We start from the raw sequence: 17674 nt of genomic DNA on the forward strand, positions 1-17674 counted from the left end.
GTCACCGTATCGCGCTCATCGGTTGCTCATCGGCCGTCGGCACGCTGGACGGGCCCGCCTGATCAGAAGCGACCGAGATCCTCCTGATCGGGCCGACGACCAGGAGAGGACAGAACCGTGGTTACTGCTGTTTCCGGTTTCGACTACCGGCGTGTGCAGGTCGACGACGAGGTGACGCTGACCGTGGCGGTGGGAGGTTCGGGCAGCCCCATCGTGCTGCTGCACGGCTTCCCGCAGACCCACCTCATGTGGCGGCACGTCGCCGCCGCCCTGGCCGCCGAACACACAGTGATCTGCCCCGACCTGCGCGGCTACGGCGCGAGTGACAAGCCCGCCGCCCGCGACGCCGGGACCTACGCCAAGCGGACCATGGCCGCCGACGTCGTCACGCTGGCCCGCGAGCTCGGTCATCGGCGCTTCGCGCTCGCCGGACACGACCGGGGTGCGCTGGTGGCCGTCCGTGCCGGCCTCGACCATCCGGAGGCCGTCTCGCACCTGGCCGCGCTCGACGTACTGCCGACGCTGGACATGTGGGAAATCCTGCACGGGGTCGACGCCAGGGTCGCCTTCCACCTCTACCTGATGGCCCAGCCACCCGGGCTGCCGGAGCAGATGATCGCCGCCAGCCCGGACGCCTTCTTCGGCTACTTCCTGGACGGGTGGGGCCGGGATCCACACGCCATCCCCGCCGAGGTGCGGGCGGAGTACCTGCGGGCCTCGCGGGAGGCGGTCCCCTCCATCGTCGCCGACTACCGGGCCTCGGCCGGCATCGACGTGGAACACGACCGGGTGGATCGGGCCGCCGGGCGCAGCCTGGAGATGCCGGTCTCGGTCGTCCAGCAGGACTGGGGGGCGGCGCTGGGCTACGACGCCGCCGCGCTGTGGCGGGCCTGGGCTCCGGACCTGGAGCACCGCACCACGACAGCCGGCCACTTCATGGCCGAGGAGGCACCCGACGAGATCGTCACGGCGCTGCGGTCGCTGCTCGCCAGGTGAGTTTTCCGGCAGCGCCGTCCACCGCTGTCCTTACCGCCGAGCCGGACGGCCGGCGGGCCGAGTTCGGCCCGCCGGCCGATCAGCGCGTACGTGCGGCGCGGGCCCGGGCGCCGCCGCCCGACATGAATCATCAGTCTCGATCTCGAACGGTCAGCAGATCCCCCGGCTGGCATGTCAACTCGCGGCAGAGCGCGGTCAGGGTGCTGAACCGGATCGCCCGGGCCCGCCCGTTCTTCAGCACGGAGAGGTTGGCGAGACTCAGGCCCACCCGGTCGGCCAGCTCGGTCAGGGTCAGGCCCCGTTCGGCCAGCAGCTTGTCCAGGTGGACCTCGATCCGGTGCTCGTCCTCGGGCGGCATCAGATGACCGTCTCCAGCTCCGTCCGCATCGTGACGCCACGTCGCACGATCTCGGCCACCGCGAAGAACCCGAATCCCACCAGCAGGAACAGCCCGGTCTGCGCCAGGTCCACGGTGGTCGCGAACGTGCCGTCCGCGGTGACCCGCCCGGTGAGCGCGAGCGACGCGATCGCCTGGACGAGTTGCGCCAGGAGGCCGCCGCCGAGCGCGGTCCAGCCGATCGACCGCAGCCGCCGGACCGTACCGGCGGAGAACGGGTCCGCGCGGCGGGCCCGGCGCAGCGCGGACCAGAGCAGTGCGAGCACCGCCGCGCCGACGGCGAGCGTCGGCAGCCCGGTCAGGTAATACGCCACCAGGTCACCGGGTGTGGGGTCCGCCACCAGTACCTCGACATCGCCGTCGACGGCCGCACCGGAGCGCAGCCCCTCGGTGGCACCGGCCACCCCGGGCAGCGCCTCCGCCGGCACCCGGGCGACCACCGGTCGGCCGTCGATGAGGGCGACGGACTGGAACGCGACGATCCCGGCCATGACCACCAGCAGGAGCACCACGAGTCCCTGGAGTTCGGCGAGCCAGTCCGGCCTGCGCAGTCCCATGCGCCACACCTCCACTTATCGATTACCGATATCTCGATAATCGATAAGAGTCGGCGCAGTGTCAACCCCTCGATCACCCGCCTGCCCGGCGTGAACCCGGCGAGCGGGGCGAGCGATCGATCGAGGCGGGTATCGTCGGCCCGGATCGGCCCGGTCGTGCCGGCCCGCGTGCCGGCGTGCCGCCGTGGCCTGTCGGGAGCCGGTCCCGGTCAGGACCGGCTCGGCACCCTGGCGCACTCCGAGACGTGCGCGCTGACGATACGCCAGCCGACCGGCAGGCGTACCCAGGTCTGGGTCTGCCGGCCGGTGGCAGCCCCGTCGGGATAGTCGAAGAACGTGTTCACGACCGCCGTGTCCGCACCGAAGGTGCTGATCAAGGTGCCGTACAGGCGCCGGCCGGGTGGCAGCGGCGGCTGCGCCGCGCGCCACCGCCGCTGCTCCTCGATCCCGATCTGGTGGTCGGCGACGCCGAACCGGACCGTCCGGGCCGAGGCCCAGAAGTATCCGACGACCACGTCCACGTCCCCGGCGATCAGCGCCATCTCGTAGCCGGCGAACTCGGCCGCGACCTCGGCGACCACCTCGGGCCGGTCAACGTCCACCGGTGGGGGCCTCCGCCCCGGTCGCGGTCGGCGCCGCCACGTCGTCCGCCCGTTCGGTGGCACCGTCCGCCGCCGCTCCGGCGGGTTCGTCGACGGGCTCCCCGCCCGTCCGTTCGGCGGAGCCGTCCGCCGCCGCTTCGACCGGCGCGTCGACGGGCTGGTCGCGCACCGGAGCGGCGGGTGCCGCCGGAGCGGGTGCCGCGGTCACGACCGCCGGAGACTCCGCCCCGCCCCCGTGCTGCCGGTCCAGTTCCAACTCCTCGGCGTCCGGCACCCGGGGTGGAATCCTCGCCAACGCGAAGAGCCCGCAGACCACCGCCACGAAGAGATAGCCGAGCGCGACCTGACCGTTGGCGTTCCACTCGATCCGCTCGCCGTGGATGAGCCCGATGAAGGAGAGCAGCGCACCGACCCCGGCGAAGATCGCCGCCCGGAGGAACCGCTTGTCGATGATGAAGACCACCACCGCGCCGAGCACCAGGCCGGCCAGGATCGCCCCCTGGCCCAGCACCAGCAACCCGTCGTAGACGACGCCGGCGCCGGCCAGCGCCGAGTCGCCGACCTCGGCCGCCGTGGTGCCGGCCGCGGCGAGCGCGTTGTCCATCTGGCCGGTCGCCCAGGCGGCGATGTTCGGCACCAGCGCTGCCACCACGGCCGCACCGTGGATCCGGGGGGTGGCCTGGAACGCCTGCGCGCCGATCAGTAGCCCGATGTAGAGCAGGATCGGCACGATCGCAGCGGTCGGGAAGATCGTGGCGAGCAGCCCGAACATGCCGAGGAAACAGAGGACCGCGATGACCACACCGGTCGCCATCGAGTAGCCGCTCCGGCCGCCGGCCGCCTTCCAGCCCGGGTGCCCGACGTAGACGGCCGGCGGGAACGGCGAACCGAGCGCCGCGCCGATCACCGCGCCCGCCCCGTCCGCCAGCAGGACGCTGCGCAGGTTGTAGCTGTCCCCGGCGGTCGCCGCGCTCTCCACGTTGGTCATGCCCTCGGTGAAGTTGTAGACGCCGAGCGGGATCGCGGTGGCGAGCAGCGGTGCCATCTCGGAGAGGCCGTCGAAGAGGAGCCCGAACTGGAACGACGGCAACCCGAGCGCGATGTCCCCGGCCGCCGCCGAGACGTCCGGCACCGACATCGCGCCGCCGAGCCAGCCGATCGCCGTACCGAGCAGCAGGGCGGCCAGGCCGATCGGTAGGTTACCGGGGAGGCGTACGTCGGTGAGCAGCCCGATCAGCAGCAACGCGAAGACCGGCAGGGCGATCCAGGCTGCCCGCCACATCTGTCCGGCCGGGTTCATCGAGATGAAGGTGATGGAGATCCCGGCGAGGGTGCCGAGCAGCGCCGCCCGGGGCGCGTACCGCCGGATGTAGGGGCCGACGAAGGCCCCGACCAGCACGATGACGCCGATGATGAACGCCCACGCCACCCCCGCCTGCCAGGCCTGCCGGGCGTCCTGGGTACGCAGGTAGATCGGCAGCATGATCACGAAGATCACGATGAACATGTGCGGCACGCTCGGCCCGTACGGCAGCGCGGTGACGTCGGTCCGGTTCTCCCGGCGGGCGAGCCGGCGGGCCAGCACGGTGTAGTAGATGTTGCCGGCGACCAGGGCGATGCCCAACGCCGGGAGGATGGTGCCGAAGACGTCGCCCGTGGAGAGCTGGACGACGCCGAGGCAGAGAGCGGTCAGGGTCAGTACGTTGACCAGGACGTTGACGCCGAAGCCGAAGAAGGCGTTGGTGTCGCCGCGTACCCACAGCGGCAGGCTCGCGCTGGCGCGCTCGGTGGTCTTCACCATGGCTGGCACCTCGTGATCAGGAGGAGTGCAGGACGGACGGGGCCGGATCGCCGGCCGGGACCTCGGACGGCCGCACCGGGTTCGCCTCCGGGTCGACCGCCGCGCTGCGCAGCGCGGCGACCAGAGCGGCCGAGTCGGCGACCCAGCCGAAGATGCCGCCCTGGGCGGCGATCATGTCGAGGCCGACCCGCTGGAACTCGGGGAAGTAGGAGCCGACACAGTCGGCCAGTACCAGGCACTCGTAGCCCCGGTCGTTCGCCTCCCGGACCGTGGTGTGCACGCACACCTCGGTGGTCACGCCGGTGACCAGCAGGCTGGTGATGCCGCGATCGGCAAGCAGGGTGTCGAGCCCGGTGGCGTAGAAGGCGCCCTTGCCGGGCTTGTCGACCACCGGCTCGCCGACGACCGGGGACAACTCGTCCACGATGTCGTGGCCGTACTCCCCCCGGATCAGGATCCGGCCGTTGGGGCCGGGGTCGCCGATCCGCTGGCGCGGCGCGCCCCGGTTGCGCTTGGCCGGTGGACAGTCGGAGAGGTCCGGCAGGTGACCCTCCCGGGTGTGCACGACCGGCAGCCCGGCCTCCCGGGCGGTGGCGAGCAGCGCCGCCAGCGGCACGATGGTCCGACGCAGTTCGGCGACGTCGTTGCCGAGGCTCTCCCCGAAGCCGCCGGGTTCGAGGAAGTCGCGCTGCATGTCGATGACCAGCAGCGCGGTGCGGGAAAGTTCGAAGGTGTACGGATGGGGACGCGCATCGACGGTCGGCATGGGTCGTCCTCGGGTGTCGGGGTCAGTCGTCGCTGGTCGCGGCGAGCACGTCGTCGGAGGTGGCGACGCAGCCGAAGACGCCGCCCTGCATGGTCACCATGTGCAGGGCGGCGGTGTGGTTGTCCGGATCGGTCGCGCCGGTGCAGTCGGAGAGGATCAGGCACTCGTAGCCCCGGTCGTTCGCCTCCCGCATCGTGGTGTGTACGCAGACGTCGGTGGTGATGCCGGTGAGGATCAGGTGGGTGATGCCCCGGGTCCGCAGTACCAGGTCCAGGTTCGTGGCGTAGAAGGCCCCCTTGCCGGGCTTGTCCACGATCACCTCGCCGGCCACCGGGGCGACCTCGGGCACGATCTCCCAGCCGGGTTCGCCCCGGACCAGGATCCGGCCGCACGGGCCGGCACCGCCGATCTCGGCACCGATCCGGGCCGACCGCCAGCGCTTGTTGGCCGGCAGGTCGGTCAGGTCGGGGTCGTGACCCTCGCGGGTGTGCACCACCAGCAAACCGATTTCCCGGGCCCGGGCCAGCAGCCGGGCGGTGGCCGGTAAACCGGCCCGGGTCAGCCCGATGTCGTAGCCCATGCTGTCGACATAGCCGCCGGGGCCGCAGAAGTCGGTCTGCCAGTCGATGCAGAGCAGTGCGGTGCGTTCGGCGGGCGCCGAACCGTCGTACGGCCAGAGGTAGGGGTCGGCTTTGACGGGGCCAATGCGGGGCATGAGGGCTGCTCCCTTCGGGCGGGAATGGTCAACCGGTACGCGCGGCCCGCCGGTAGGCGCGCCAGCCGCCGGTGTCGGTGATGTCCTCGGCCGTGGCGGCACCGGCCGCGTACGCCTCGGCGAGGAACCCGAGCACCTCGCGGCCGTCGTGCAGGCGCAGCCAGCCGAGCGTGAGTGGTGCGGGTATCCCGGTGAGCAGGCTGCCGATCGCGCCGACCGGCACCCGCCACACCTCGATCTCGATCGCCGCGCCCTGTCCCGGGCCGACCCGGACCAGGCTCGGCAGTCCGACGCCGTCGTCGGAGGGGAGCCGGTAGAGCCGGTAGAGCGGCGCGGTCCGGGCGATGCCGGCCAGCGTGGCGTCCCGGTCGACGAGTTCGGCGTTACGGGACTCGCCGCGCAGATGCCGGCCGACGACCGCGAGCAGCACCCGCCCGTCGCCGTGCCCGGCCGGTTCGGAGACGCCGGAGGCCGCGCGCGCGCCGGCACCCGCCACCGCATCGTCCGGTGCCGCGTCGGAGAGTGCCGCGCCGCCCAGTGCCGCGCCGCCCAGTGCCGCGCCGCCCAGTGCCGCGCCGCCCAGTGCCGCGCCGCCCAGTGCCGCGCCGCCCAGTGCCGCGCCGCCCAGTGCCCTGCCGAGCCGGGCCAGGGTCGCGTCGCTGAACGCCGGCCCGACCAGGGTCAGACTGGCCGGGCGCCCGGCCCCGGTGAACCCGTTGGGTACGGTCACCGCCGCCAGGTCGAGCAGATTGGCGAACTGGGTGTAACGGCCCAGCAGGGTGTTGCGGCCGATCGGGTCTTCGTCGATCTCCGCAAGGGTGAAGGTGGTGCCGACGGTCGGCAGCACCAACACGTCGACGCGTCGCCACAGCCGCTCCGCCCAGGCGCGCAACTCCTGGAGCCGGTGGTGGGCCCGGAAGACGTCGGTTCCGGCGTACCGGCGTCCGCTCTCCAGCACGCTGCGGGTCACCGGCAGTACGGCGTCCGGCCGACGGCGGAGGAAGTCGTCCAGATCGGCGAGGCGCTCCGCCACCCACGGTCCCTGGTAGAGCAGGCCGCCGGCCTCGAAGAGCGGCCCGAGCCCGACCGGCTCGGTCTCGCCGACCAGTCCGGCGACCCGCTCCTGCCCGGCGGCGAACCGGTCGCGCTGGCCGACGTCGCCGAAGAAGTCGAGGTCCTCCGCCCGAGGTACGCCGAGACGCAGCGTCGACGGCTCGCGCCCCTCGGCCAGCCCGGGCGGCAGCGCCCGGCTCCACGGATCCTCCGGGTCGACGCCACGGGCCACCCGGAACACTTCCGTCGCGTCCTCGACGGTCCGGCTGAAGATCGAGACACAGTCCAGCGACCGACAGGCCGGCACCACCCCGGCCACGCTGAGGAGTCCTCTGGTCGGCTTCATGCCGACGATGCCGTTGCAGGCCGCCGGGACCCGCCCGGAACCGGCGGTGTCGGTCCCCAGGGCGAAGGGCACCAGCCCGGCGGCGACCGCGACCGCCGATCCCGAGCTGGAGCCGCCGGCGATCAGGCCACCACCGAAGACGCTCTCGCAGGCGCCGTAGGGCGAGCGGGCGCCGGTGAGTCCGGTGGCGAACTGGTCGAGATTGGTCTTGCCGACCAGCATCGCCCCGGCGTCGAGGAGCCGCGCCAGCACCGAGGCGCTGCGCTCCGGGCGGTAGGCGAACTCCGGGCAGCCTGCCGTGGTCGGCAGCCCGGCGGCATCGATGTTGTCCTTGACCGCGAACGGCACCCCGTACAGCGGCAGCGCGGCCAGCTCGCCCCGGCGCCGGTGCAGCTCGGCCGCCCTGACCCGGAGTTGCTCGGCCGGGACGGTGCTGATCCAGACCGCCTTCCCGGCCCGCTCCGCGAGCGCGTCGAGAACCCGGTCCGCGACCTCCACCGTGCTCAGCTCGCCGGCCGAGTACGCGGAGCGGAGCGCCGTCACCGTACCGATCGCCTCTGGCATACAAACGATTGTCGACCGTCGTGTTTCGACACATCACCGCGGACGTAACGACGATGTGTCGTGGGCCCGGACGGAGGCGTTCCTGTCGGGCGGGTCGCCGTCAGTCGAGGTAGGAGCGGGCACCGTGCGAGGCCAGCACGGCGATCACCGCCTCCGGATCGCCGTCCGCGACGGCGGCGAGCAGCCGCTCGTGCCGGTCCAGCCCATCGCCGGGCTGTGCCAGCTCGGCCTCCCTGCGCAGGTTGAGTGCCATGTAGAGCTGGAGCTTCAGCAGGATGGCCTCGTAGACGGCGGAGAGTTGCCGGTTGCCGGCGAGGGCCACCAACTCGACATGGAAGGCCCGGTGCGCCTCGGCGACCCCGAGCCGGTCGCCGGCCTGGATCGCCTCGCGCATCCCGCTCAGCGTCGCCTCGAGGCCGGCGAGTTCGACAGCCGACCGCACCGGCAGGGCAGCCCGCACGGCGTGCCGCTCCAGGACGTCCCGCACCGCGTACAACTCCTGGACGTCCCGGTCCGAGAGCGTCGCCACCCGGGCGCCGCGCCGGGGCACGTGCTCGACCAGCCCCTGCTGGGCGAGGAGCCGTAGCGCCTCCCGCAACGGGGCACGGCTGATCCCGAGCCGCCGGGTGAGCTGCTCCTCGACCAACCGCTCCCCCGGCTGCGTCTTGCCGCTCAGGATCTCGCGCCGCAGCCGGAGCACGGCCAGCTCGACGAGGCTGGCGCTCTCCAGCTCGCCGTCCACGGCCGGTCCGGCAGCACTCCGGTACGACGAAGCCGGGCCACCCCGCACTGCCGGGCCACTCGCGGCATCATCGCTGAGGCTGACGGTCCGCTCGGTTGGCTCGGTCACGCCGAAGAGTCTGCCACCCGCCGCGACCGGTCCCGTCCCGGGCGGGCCCCGGTCGGCGAAACCGGTCCCGGATACGCCGCTGGCCGGGTCCCCGGTTGTGGGGACCCGGCCAGCGGGTTGTCTCGTGGTGGTTGTCTGCCTGGTGGGGTGTCAGCTGGTGGTCCAGGCGTCGGCGACGAGGTCGGCGGCCTGGTCCTCCCACTTGGCGTACGCGTCCGGGTAGGCCGACACCTGTACCTTCTGCGCGGCCACGGTCAGCGGCAGCTCCTGCCAGCCGTCCACCTGCCGCAGCCCCTTCAGGAACGCGGTCGTGGCGTACTCGGGGTCGGTGATCTGCTCCACCGTGCCCCAACCCGACGACGGCCGCTGCTGGAACAACCCCTGCGAGTCATGGTCGTTACGCGCACCCAGATGACCCAGGTTCTCCAACTTCGACTCCTGCAGGCTGGTACCGACCGCGATCACCGCGGCCCGCTCGTCCAGACCCGCCTTCTTCGTCGCCTTCACGATCGCCTTCACATTGTCGGCCTGCTCGTCGGAGATGTCGATCCGCGACTGCCCACCCTGCACACCATGCGGCACCAGCCTGTCCCGCGACGGCTCACCACCCTTACGGTCACCCTTGTGGTCGCCCTTGTCGCCCTTGTCGACGGTGACCGAGGCAGCCACCGGGGTACCGGCATGCTCAGGGACGGCGTGCGCCGCCACCGACGGACCGGCGACCGCACCACCGACGAACGCCAGACCAGCCACACCCAACACCGACTTACGCACGAACGAGGTCTGCGTGACGGCCGGAAGCCACCGACCGAACAACATCGTGTTCATGACGGTCCACCTTCCATTCGGGGATGAACACCCACAGCCGTAGGGGACGGCCGGAATGTCAATGGAAAAACGTCACGTCCCGAAACCAGCACACCAGCAGGTCTCCAGAGACGACATCAGGAACACCCGAGCACGACATACCACCAGAGGGGGACGGCTCGTACTCGGGCGAACACCACATGTAACGACCGGTGGGCCGGGATCATTCCCGGCCACCCACCCGCAAGCCCCTGCCAGACCGCGGTCCTACTCGGCCGTACGCATGATGTAACGACCGGACCCCACCCAGCATTCCCCACCGGCAATGTTGACCATGAAACGGAACCGGACATCCGACGCAAGTGATCGCGAGGCGTCCGGCCGCCGTCGGGTGGGTCAGGCGGCGGTCAACCGGACCACGAATCGGCAACCGCCGCCGATGTTGGCCACGTCGACCCGCCCCCCGTGCGCCTCGACCAGCCCGTGCACGATGGCGAGGCCGAGCCCTCCCGAGGCACTGCCGCCGCCACCGGCCTGGCCGGGGGTGCGTGCCGGCTCGCCCCGGAAGGCCACGTCGAAGAGCCTCGGCAGGTCCGCCGCGGGAATCCCGCCGCAGGTGTCCGTCACCGCCAGCCAGGCGGCGTCCCGCTCCCGGCCCGCCTCGATGCGCACGGTGCCGTCCTCGGGGGTGTAGCGGACCGCATTGAGCAGCAGGTTGCCGACCACCCGGGCGAGTTCCGGCTCACTGGCGACGACCGTGGGCCAGCCGGACTCGGCCGCGACCAGGCGGATCCCTCGGGCCGCCGCCAGCGGCGCCGTACTCGCCAGCGCGTCCGAGACCACCTCGCCGAGGGGTACGGCGGTCAGCGACAGCCGCAACGCCCCGGCGTTGATCCGGGACAACTCGAACAGGTCGTCGACGAGCCGGGTCATCCGGTCGGTCTCGACCCGGATCCGCCGGTGATACTCACCCACGGTCTCCGGGTCGTGCACCACGCCGTCCTCCAGCGCCTCCGCCATGGCCCGCAGGCCGGCCAGCGGCGTACGCAGGTCGTGGGAGACCCAGGCGACGAGGTCGCGGCGGCCCTTCTCGAGCTGCCGCTCCCGCTGCCTGGCCTGGTCGGCCCAGACCGCCGCCGCCGCCAGCCGCCGTCCGGAGTGCCCGCCGATCGCGACGCTGACCGCGGCCGCCGCCGCGACGGTGATCAGGACCACCTCCAGGTCGTGCCGGGAGAGGAACATCTCCTCGGCGACCACGACCACGCCGCCGACGACGGCCAGCACGGTGGTGGCGAGCAGGACGTAGAGGTGCACGGTGATCGAGGCGCGACGCAGTCGCCGCAGCAGCAGCGCGCCGGCGGCCCCGACGACCAGCGCCGCGCCGAGCGCCAGTGCGAAGATCAGTAGCAGGTCACGCATGGGACCGCTCGTACCGGTAGCCCACGCCCCAGACCGTCACGATCCGCCGTGGGGCGGCCGGATCAATCTCGATCTTCTCCCGCAGTCGGCGTACGTGCACGGTCACCGTGGAGTGGTCGCCGAAGGTCCAGCCCCAGACCTGTTCCAGCAGTTCCGCCCGGCCGAACGCCCGGGAGGGATGCCGCATCAGGTGCACGAGCAGGTCGAACTCCCGCAGGGTCAGGGCGAGTTCGGTCCCGCGCAGCAGGGCCACCCGCGGACCGGTGCGTACCTCCAGGTCGCCGTCGACGAGCAGCTCCGGGAGCGGGTCCGGCCGGTCGGCCCCGACCGGGTCGCCACCGGAGCGGCGGAGCACCGAACGGACCCGCAACACCAGCTCGCGTGGGGAGAAGGGCTTGGTCAGGTAGTCGTCGGCACCCAGCTCCAGCCCGAGGACCCGGTCGGCCTCGTCGCCGAGTGCGGTCAGCATCACGATCGGTATGCCGTCCGGCCGGCGGCGCAGCTCGCGGCAGACCTGCAGGCCGCTGAGCGTCGGCAGCATCAGGTCGAGTACCACCAGATGCGGCGCCTGGTGCGCGACGGCGGCCAGTGCGGCGGCGCCGTCGCCGACGTGGCTGACCTGATAGCCGGCGTGCCGCAGATAGCGACAGACCACGTCGCCGATGGTCTTGTCGTCCTCCACCACCAGCACCCGCTGGGTCACCGCCGGCCTCCCGCTGATCCCATCCGGCCAGCGTAGCCAGGCGCCGCGCCGAGCCGGGCAACCCAGATCTTGCGGGATCCTTACGGCTGCGCCGGCACCACCGCCGCTGCCCTGACCGGCGCATATGGTGACCGGAATGCGGATACTCGTCACCGGAGCGGCCGGATTCGTCGGTTCGCACGTCGCCGACCTGCTCGTGGCGCACGGCCACGAGGTGGTGGCCGTCGACGCCCTGCTGCCGGAGGCGCACGGGGCGGCGGCGCCGCCCTGGGCGGAGCGGCACCGGGTCGTGGTCGGCGACGTGCGCGACCCCGAGTTGCTCGCCGGTCTGCTGCGCGGCGTCGACGCCGTCTGCCACCAGGCGGCCATGGTCGGGCACGGACTCGCCCCCTCCGACGCCCCCCGGTACGTCAGCCACAACGACCTCGGCACCGCGACCCTGCTGGCGGCGATGCACGGCGCGGGCGTACGCCGGCTGGTGCTGGCGAGTTCGATGGTGGTCTACGGCGAGGGGCGTTACCACTGCCCGGAGCACGCGGTGGTGCGGCCGGCCGGGCGGCACCCCGCCGACCTGGCGGCCGGCCGCTACGAGCCGGGCTGTCCGCGTTGCGGCGTGCCGCTGGTCCCGGGTCTGGTGCCCGAGGAGGCGCCCCTGGAGCCGCGCAGCACGTACGCCGCGACCAAGCTGGCCCAGGAGCACCTGGCCGGAGCGTGGGCGAGGCAGACCGGCGGCGAGGTCTGGGCGCTGCGCTACCACAACGTCTACGGCCCCCGGATGCCCCGGGAGACCCCGTACGCGGGGGTGGCGTCGATCTTCCGGTCGGCACTGGCCGCCGGCCGGCCGCCCCGGGTGCTGGAGGACGGCCGGCAGCGGCGCGACTTCGTCGCCGTCACCGACGTGGCCCGGGCCAACCTGCTGGCGCTGACCACGCCGACGCCGGAGCCGATCGTGGCGGTGAATGTCTGCTCCGGCGAGCCGCACACGGTCGGGGAGCTGGCGCGGGAGCTGGCCGCCGCGACCGGCGGCCCGGAGCCGGTGGTGGTCGGTGGCGGCCGGGCGGCCGACGTCCGACACGTGGTCGCCGATCCCGCCCGGGCGGCACGGCTGCTCGGCTTCACCGCCCGGACCGCGTTCGCCGAGGGCGTCGCCGCGTTCGCCGTCGCACCACTGCGCGAACCGGCATCGGTCAGGACACCGTCCACAGTAGGTGATTGATCGCCAGTGCGGTGCCCGCCTGGACCGCCAGCCAGCCGGTCCGCTGCCGTGCCGGCAGGTGCGCGGTGGCGACCAGCAGCCAGACGGCGAACGGTAGCCAGATCCGCTCGACCTCGGCCTTGCTCAGCCCGGAGAGGTCCGCGAGCAGCACCACCACGACGGCGGCGATCGGCAGCCACACCGTCGCGCCGCCGGCCGGTACCGTCGCGCCGCCGGCCGGTCGGGAGCGCCGCGCCGCGCCCCGGCGTCGGCGCAGGAAGGGGCGTACCGCGACCGCAGCGGCGGCGACCGCGCGCCGCAGCGCCGGTCCGACCACCGGGCCGGCGGAGAGCATCAGCGCGGCCAGGTTCGCCCAGACCCAGTAGGTGTACGGGCGCTCCGCCGCCCAACCCTGGTAGTAGCGGCGCACCACCAACTCGTAGCCGTCCCACCACCAGAAGCCGGCGGCGGTGAACCCGGCGACGACTGCCGCCACCGCGACCGCCGCGACGACGAGCACGCCGAGCCGGCCCCGGGCGCGTAGCGCCACAACGGTCAGTGCGAGCAGCCCGACGAGCGCGAAGCCGTAGGACAGGTGGAGCGCGAAGCCGAGCAGCAGCCCGCCGGGGAGCGCCGCCCACCGGCCGCGCACCGCCAGCAGGGCCAGTCCGGCGGCGACCACCCCGGCGAAGATCCCGTCCGCCGAGGCGCCCGTCCAGACCGCCCCGGGAAAGAGCACGAGGAACGGCCATACCGCCCGGGCCGCCTCCTCGGCGCCGAGCGCCCGCAGCGTCACCGGGACCGAGACCGCCACCGTCGCCCCGACCAGCACGCAGGCGAGCCCGGCGGCGGCACCGCCGCCGAGACCGATCCGGTCCAGCCAGACGAAGACCAGCAACGCCCCCGGCGGATGGCCGGCGGTGTGCGTCGACCAGGAATCGGGCTGGAAGTCGAGGATCCGGCCGGTGAAGCCGGCCAGCATCGCGGCGACGTCGGTCACCCGGGGCACCTCGTGCAGGTATTCGGCCTGCACGGTCAGCCGACTCGCCAGCCCGGCGGACCAGCCGTCGATCAACGCGAGCGACAGCGTCCAGGCCAGCGCGCCGAGGTAGCCGGCGGCGAGCAGCCGGCGCCACGGTGCGCTGCGCGCCCAGCGCACGCCGTACGCGACCACCAGGGCGGCGAGCAGCAGCGCCGCCGGCGTACCGGGGCCGGCGTGCGGCCGCCAGGTGGCGTAGAGCGGGGCGGCGTCGGCGTGCAGCCCGCCGCCACGGGCGTTGAGCAGTGCGCCGACGCCGATCGCGGCGGCGAGCAGCGCCGCCTCGACCGCGACGACGACCGCGTCGGCGTGCCGGCGAGGTGCCGACCGGTTCGGCAGGGTCATGGCGACCGCCGACGATACGAGCCCACCGGCCGGCGCGGAAGCCGGTCGGCCCGCACGTCAGGAACTCGTAAGAAACCGGTGCGGCGTAAGGGATCCGTAAGCACGCCGACCATGCCGGGCAGCGCCCGCCCCGCCTAGCGTCGGCGGACATGAGCACAACCATCGACGTGGTGCTGCCGTGCCTGAACGAGGCCGCCGCCCTGCCCGCAGTACTCGCCGCGCTGCCACCCGGCTACCGGGCCGTCGTGGTGGACAACGGCTCCACCGACGGGTCCGCCGAGGTCGCTGCCGCGCACGGGGCGCGGGTGGTCTCCGAGCCGCGGCGCGGGTACGGCGCGGCGGTGCACACCGGCCTGGTCGCCGCCGGGACGGACCTGGTCTGCGTGCTCGACGCCGACGGGTCGTTCGATCCCGGCGAGCTGCCCCGGCTCGCCGCGCCCGTGCTCGCCGACCGGGCGGACCTCGCGGTGGGGCGCCGCCGGCCGGTCTCCGCGGCCGCCTGGCCCTGGCACGCCCGGGCCGGCAACGCGGTGGTCGCCGCTCTGCTGCGCCGCCGGGGCGTACCGGTGCGCGACATCAGCCCGATCCGGGTGGCCCGCCGGGCGGCGCTGCTGCGGCTCGGCGTCGCGGACCGGGCCTTCGGTTATCCGCTGGAGCTGCTGCTGCGCGCGGCGGCGGCCGGGTGGCGGATCGTCGAGCTGGAGACGGTGTACGCCCCACGGGCCGCCGGCACCAGGTCGAAGGTCTCCGGCTCGGTGCGGGGCACCCTCCGGGCCGCCCGGGACTTCGCCGGGGTGCTCCGCACCGGTGCCGGGGCGGGCCGATGAACATCCTGCTGGTGGTCGCCAAGGCGCCGGTGCCCGGGTTGGCCAAGACCCGGCTCTGCCCGCCGGCCAGCCCCGAGCAGGCGGCCCGGATCGCGGCGGCGGCCCTGCTGGCGACGCTCGCGGCGGTCCGCGCCACCGCCGCCACCATCCCGGTACTCGCGCACACCGGCCGGTTCACCGACGCGGAGTACGCCGACGAACTGGCGGCCGCGCTGACCGGCTGGCATCTGCTGCCGCAGCACGGCGACACCCTCGCCGACCGGCTCGCGCACGCACACGCCGAGGCGGGTGCGGCCTTCCCCGGCCGGCCCGTGCTACAGGTCGGGATGGACACTCCGCAGTTGTCACCCGGCACGCTCTCCGCCGCGCTCGACCGGCTCGCCGACGCCGACGCGGTACTCGGGCCGGCCGTCGACGGCGGGTGGTGGGCCCTCGGCCTGCGCGACCCCGGGCAGGCGACCGCACTCCGGCCGGTGCCGACCTCCACGCCGCAGACCGGGCGGCAGACCCTCACCGCGCTGCGCGCCCGGGGACTGCGGGTCGCCATCCTGCCGGTGCTGCGCGACGTGGACGACTGGGACGCCGCCCGGGCGGTCGCGGCCGACCTGCCCGGCAGCCGGTTCGCCCGGGCGCTCCACGAGACCCGCACCGTCGTGACCGAGGGGGCATGACGGTGATGCCGGGGAGATCGTCGGGCAGCCTGCCGAACCGGGCCGGGCCGGGCGGCAGCCCGGCGAACGGGACAGCCTGTGTCGGTGGCTTCGACGGCCCTCGCGATGGCTTCGACGGCCCTCCCGATGGCTTCGACGGCCCTCCCGATGGCTTCGACGGGCCGCTCGCATCGCGTGCCGGGCGCGACCCCGAGACCGCCGCGCCCCAGCGCCCGCGCGGACGGCACGGCACGCCGGAGCCCGGCCGCACCGAGCACTGGCTGCTGCGTGCCGACGGGGCGGCGTACCCGCTGCCGGTGCGCCGCTGGCACGGCCCGCCGGAACCGGCCGTCGCACCGGTCGTGGCCCGCTGCCTCGGCCCGACCATCGACCTCGGCTGCGGGCCGGGCCGGTTGACCGCCGCGCTGGCCCGACGCGGCCTGGCCACGCTCGGCGTGGACGTCTCGGCGCACGCGGTACGCCTGACCCGGGCCCGTGGCGCCGCCGCGCTGCGGCGCGACATCTTCGCCCCGCTGCCCGGTGAGGGACGGTGGGCGCACGCCCTGTTGATCGACGGGAACATCGGCATCGGCGGCGACCCGGTGGCGCTGCTGCGCCGCTGCGCCGCCCTGCTCGCCCCGGACGGCACCGTCCTCACCGAGTTGGAGCCGCCCGGGACCGGGCTGTGGCAGGGGCTGGCACACGTCGACCCGGTGGGACCGGAGCGCGGGCCGGGACGGCGCGCGGTGTTCCGCTGGGCCCGGGTCGGGGTGGAGGCGGTGGAACGTGTCGCCGCCGACGCCGAGCTGCGGGTGACAGCGCTGCTCTGCTCCGGTGACCGCTGGTTCGCCGAGCTGGTACGCCGATGATCCGCCGCCCGTCGATCCCACGTCCCGAGGATTTCACCGGACCCGCGCACTCGGCGCCGGTGGCCGCCCGACTCGGCCTCTGGCTCGGCGTCGCGTTCGGGCTCTGCTTCCTCACCGGGCTGCTCAGCCACGCCATCCAGCATCCGCCCGGCTGGTTCGGCTGGCCGAGCCGGCCGGTGAACCTCTACCGGATCACCCAGGGCGTGCACGTACTCTCCGGGATCGCGGCGATCCCGCTCCTGCTGGCGAAGCTCTGGAGCGTCTATCCCCGGCTCTTCGCCCGGCCGCCGCTGCGCCGGCCCGGCCGGCTCGTCGGGCACGGACTCGAACGAGTCTCCATCCTGGTGCTGGTCTGCGCGGCCTTCTTCGAGCTGGTGACCGGGGTGTTCAACGTCGCGCAGGCGTACCCCTGGCGGTTCTTCTTCCCCGCCGCGCACCACGCGGTGGGTTGGCTGGCGGCCGGTGCGCTGCTGGTGCACGTCGGGGTGAAGCTGCCGCTGATCCGGACGGCACTGGCCACCCGGATCGGCCGGGATCCGGTGCCGGGACGGCGTGCCTTCCTGCGGACCGCCGCCGGCAGCACCGGGGTCGCCGTGCTGGGCGCCGCCGGGGTGACCGTGCCGTGGTTGCGGCACGTCTCGGCGCTGTCCTGGCGGTCGGCGACCGGGCCGCAGGGGGTGCCGGTGAACCGGACCGCGAGCGCCGCCGGCATCGCCGTACCGGCCGACTGGCGCCTGGAGGTGGTCTGGGCCGGTGGCCGGCGCGGTTTCGAGCTCGCCGACCTTGCGGTCCTGCCGCAGCGGACCGGGCGGCTGCCGATCGCCTGCGTGGAGGGCTGGAGTGCGACGGCGGACTGGACCGGGGTGCCGGTGGCCGACCTGCTCGCCGCCGCCGGCGCGCCCACCGACCGGCCGGTCCGGGTCGGGTCACTGGAGGAGGCGGGGCTCTATTCGCGCAGCGTGCTGCCGGCGTTGCACGTCGCCGACCCGCTGACGCTGCTCGCGTTGCGGGTCAACGGGGAGGTGCTGCACCCGGACCACGGCTTTCCGTGTCGGATCATCGCGCCGAGCCGGCCCGGCGTGTTGCAGACCAAGTGGGTGACCCGGCTCGAGGTCCTCGACTGAGGACGCCGATCCTCCGATCGAGCACGCTGCGGAGGAGGCGCTCCAGGTG

18 protein-coding genes are annotated in these 17674 nt (G+C 73.8%); 6 read left to right on the top strand and 12 right to left on the bottom strand.

Annotated elements, in window-relative coordinates:
* Positions 1 to 117 precede the first annotated feature (117 nt).
* On the top strand, positions 118 to 996 hold the full coding sequence (locus ACN28C_RS23130; protein ID WP_422769622.1) for an alpha/beta fold hydrolase: 879 nt from the start codon (positions 118 to 120) through the stop codon (positions 994 to 996).
* Positions 997 to 1126: 130 nt separating this feature from the next.
* Here the strand turns inward: ACN28C_RS23130 and ACN28C_RS23135 are convergent, their stop codons facing one another.
* The 11 genes from ACN28C_RS23135 to ACN28C_RS23185 form a co-directional block, all read right to left on the bottom strand.
* Entirely contained in the window at positions 1127 to 1354 is a 228-nt protein-coding gene (locus ACN28C_RS23135; RefSeq protein ID WP_422769623.1) for a helix-turn-helix domain-containing protein, read from the bottom strand.
* Complete coding sequence (locus ACN28C_RS23140) at positions 1354 to 1950, bottom strand: DUF2975 domain-containing protein (protein ID WP_422769624.1); 597 nt, start codon at positions 1948 to 1950, stop codon at positions 1354 to 1356. The genes ACN28C_RS23135 and ACN28C_RS23140 overlap by 1 nt, the downstream gene beginning before the upstream one ends.
* 209 nt (positions 1951 to 2159) lie before the next feature.
* Positions 2160 to 2552, bottom strand: coding sequence for an AtzH-like domain-containing protein (locus ACN28C_RS23145; protein WP_422769625.1), 393 nt, complete (start codon positions 2550 to 2552; stop codon positions 2160 to 2162).
* Positions 2542 to 4353, bottom strand: coding sequence for a regulator (locus ACN28C_RS23150; RefSeq protein WP_422769626.1), 1812 nt, complete (start codon positions 4351 to 4353; stop codon positions 2542 to 2544). The genes ACN28C_RS23145 and ACN28C_RS23150 overlap by 11 nt, the downstream gene beginning before the upstream one ends.
* Positions 4354 to 4369: 16 nt before the next feature.
* On the bottom strand, positions 4370 to 5119 hold the full coding sequence (locus ACN28C_RS23155; RefSeq protein ID WP_422769627.1) for a cysteine hydrolase family protein: 750 nt from the start codon (positions 5117 to 5119) through the stop codon (positions 4370 to 4372).
* Between the two features lie 22 nt (positions 5120 to 5141).
* Positions 5142 to 5834 carry a cysteine hydrolase family protein gene (locus ACN28C_RS23160; protein WP_422769628.1) on the bottom strand — a complete coding sequence of 231 codons (693 nt, stop codon included), beginning with the start codon at positions 5832 to 5834 and terminating at the stop codon, positions 5142 to 5144.
* Positions 5835 to 5862: 28 nt separating this feature from the next.
* Positions 5863 to 7797, bottom strand: coding sequence for an allophanate hydrolase (gene atzF / locus ACN28C_RS23165; protein WP_422769629.1), 1935 nt, complete (start codon positions 7795 to 7797; stop codon positions 5863 to 5865).
* Between the two features lie 100 nt (positions 7798 to 7897).
* Positions 7898 to 8647 (bottom strand): GntR family transcriptional regulator, encoded by a 750-nt coding sequence (locus tag ACN28C_RS23170; protein WP_422769630.1) that lies wholly within the window; start codon positions 8645 to 8647, stop codon positions 7898 to 7900.
* Positions 8648 to 8797: 150 nt separating this feature from the next.
* Positions 8798 to 9466 (bottom strand): hypothetical protein, encoded by a 669-nt coding sequence (locus tag ACN28C_RS23175; protein WP_422774780.1) that lies wholly within the window; start codon positions 9464 to 9466, stop codon positions 8798 to 8800.
* A gap of 384 nt (positions 9467 to 9850) precedes the next feature.
* A complete protein-coding gene (locus ACN28C_RS23180) occupies positions 9851 to 10873 on the bottom strand; it encodes a sensor histidine kinase (RefSeq protein WP_422769631.1) in 1023 nt (340 codons plus the stop codon).
* On the bottom strand, positions 10866 to 11576 hold the full coding sequence (locus tag ACN28C_RS23185) for a response regulator transcription factor (RefSeq protein ID WP_422769632.1): 711 nt from the start codon (positions 11574 to 11576) through the stop codon (positions 10866 to 10868). Before ACN28C_RS23185 ends, ACN28C_RS23180 begins: the two co-directional genes overlap by 8 nt.
* 136 nt (positions 11577 to 11712) lie before the next feature.
* On the opposite strand from ACN28C_RS23185, the gene ACN28C_RS23190 reads away from it, so the two are divergent.
* Positions 11713 to 12792 (top strand): NAD-dependent epimerase/dehydratase family protein, encoded by a 1080-nt coding sequence (locus ACN28C_RS23190; RefSeq protein ID WP_422769633.1) that lies wholly within the window; start codon positions 11713 to 11715, stop codon positions 12790 to 12792.
* Here the strand turns inward: ACN28C_RS23190 and ACN28C_RS23195 are convergent.
* On the bottom strand, positions 12764 to 14155 hold the full coding sequence (locus ACN28C_RS23195) for a hypothetical protein (protein WP_422769634.1): 1392 nt from the start codon (positions 14153 to 14155) through the stop codon (positions 12764 to 12766). The genes ACN28C_RS23190 and ACN28C_RS23195 overlap by 29 nt on opposite strands.
* A 149-nt stretch (positions 14156 to 14304) precedes the next feature.
* Here ACN28C_RS23195 and ACN28C_RS23200 point away from each other — a divergent pair, with 149 nt between their 5' ends.
* From ACN28C_RS23200 to ACN28C_RS23215, 4 genes are read left to right on the top strand one after another with little or no spacing between them, the layout of a single operon-like run.
* A complete protein-coding gene (locus ACN28C_RS23200; protein ID WP_422769635.1) occupies positions 14305 to 14982 on the top strand; it encodes a glycosyltransferase family 2 protein in 678 nt (225 codons plus the stop codon).
* Entirely contained in the window at positions 14979 to 15653 is a 675-nt protein-coding gene (locus tag ACN28C_RS23205; RefSeq protein ID WP_422769636.1) for a TIGR04282 family arsenosugar biosynthesis glycosyltransferase, read from the top strand. Before ACN28C_RS23200 ends, ACN28C_RS23205 begins: the two co-directional genes overlap by 4 nt.
* Positions 15650 to 16501 carry a class I SAM-dependent methyltransferase gene (locus tag ACN28C_RS23210; protein ID WP_422769637.1) on the top strand — a complete coding sequence of 284 codons (852 nt, stop codon included), beginning with the start codon at positions 15650 to 15652 and terminating at the stop codon, positions 16499 to 16501. The genes ACN28C_RS23205 and ACN28C_RS23210 overlap by 4 nt, the downstream gene beginning before the upstream one ends.
* Entirely contained in the window at positions 16498 to 17625 is a 1128-nt protein-coding gene (locus tag ACN28C_RS23215) for a molybdopterin-dependent oxidoreductase (RefSeq protein WP_422769638.1), read from the top strand. Before ACN28C_RS23210 ends, ACN28C_RS23215 begins: the two co-directional genes overlap by 4 nt.
* Positions 17626 to 17674 lie beyond the last annotated feature (49 nt).

Source organism: Plantactinospora sp. WMMC1484 (assembly GCF_049315195.1).
In the GTDB taxonomy this organism is placed as follows: domain Bacteria; phylum Actinomycetota; class Actinomycetes; order Mycobacteriales; family Micromonosporaceae; genus Plantactinospora.

Bases quoted from the DNA above. Each gene is read 5' to 3' on its own strand.
- ACN28C_RS23135 (WP_422769623.1), bottom strand. From the start codon at position 1,354: ATGCCGCCCGAGGACGAGCACCGGATCGAGGTCCACCTGGACAAGCTG.
- ACN28C_RS23140 (WP_422769624.1), bottom strand. From the start codon at position 1,950: ATGGGACTGCGCAGGCCGGACTGGCTCGCCGAACTCCAGGGACTCGTG.
- ACN28C_RS23150 (WP_422769626.1), bottom strand. From the start codon at position 4,353: ATGGTGAAGACCACCGAGCGCGCCAGCGCGAGCCTGCCGCTGTGGGTA.
- ACN28C_RS23155 (WP_422769627.1), bottom strand. From the start codon at position 5,119: ATGCCGACCGTCGATGCGCGTCCCCATCCGTACACCTTCGAACTTTCC.
- ACN28C_RS23160 (WP_422769628.1), bottom strand. From the start codon at position 5,834: ATGCCCCGCATTGGCCCCGTCAAAGCCGACCCCTACCTCTGGCCGTAC.
- atzF (WP_422769629.1), bottom strand. From the start codon at position 7,797: ATGCCAGAGGCGATCGGTACGGTGACGGCGCTCCGCTCCGCGTACTCG.
- ACN28C_RS23175 (WP_422774780.1), bottom strand. From the start codon at position 9,466: ATGTTGTTCGGTCGGTGGCTTCCGGCCGTCACGCAGACCTCGTTCGTG.
- ACN28C_RS23180 (WP_422769631.1), bottom strand. From the start codon at position 10,873: ATGCGTGACCTGCTACTGATCTTCGCACTGGCGCTCGGCGCGGCGCTG.
- ACN28C_RS23190 (WP_422769633.1), top strand. From the start codon at position 11,713: ATGCGGATACTCGTCACCGGAGCGGCCGGATTCGTCGGTTCGCACGTC.
- ACN28C_RS23195 (WP_422769634.1), bottom strand. From the start codon at position 14,155: ATGACCCTGCCGAACCGGTCGGCACCTCGCCGGCACGCCGACGCGGTC.
- ACN28C_RS23200 (WP_422769635.1), top strand. From the start codon at position 14,305: ATGAGCACAACCATCGACGTGGTGCTGCCGTGCCTGAACGAGGCCGCC.
- ACN28C_RS23205 (WP_422769636.1), top strand. From the start codon at position 14,979: ATGAACATCCTGCTGGTGGTCGCCAAGGCGCCGGTGCCCGGGTTGGCC.
- ACN28C_RS23210 (WP_422769637.1), top strand. From the start codon at position 15,650: ATGACGGTGATGCCGGGGAGATCGTCGGGCAGCCTGCCGAACCGGGCC.
- ACN28C_RS23215 (WP_422769638.1), top strand. From the start codon at position 16,498: ATGATCCGCCGCCCGTCGATCCCACGTCCCGAGGATTTCACCGGACCC.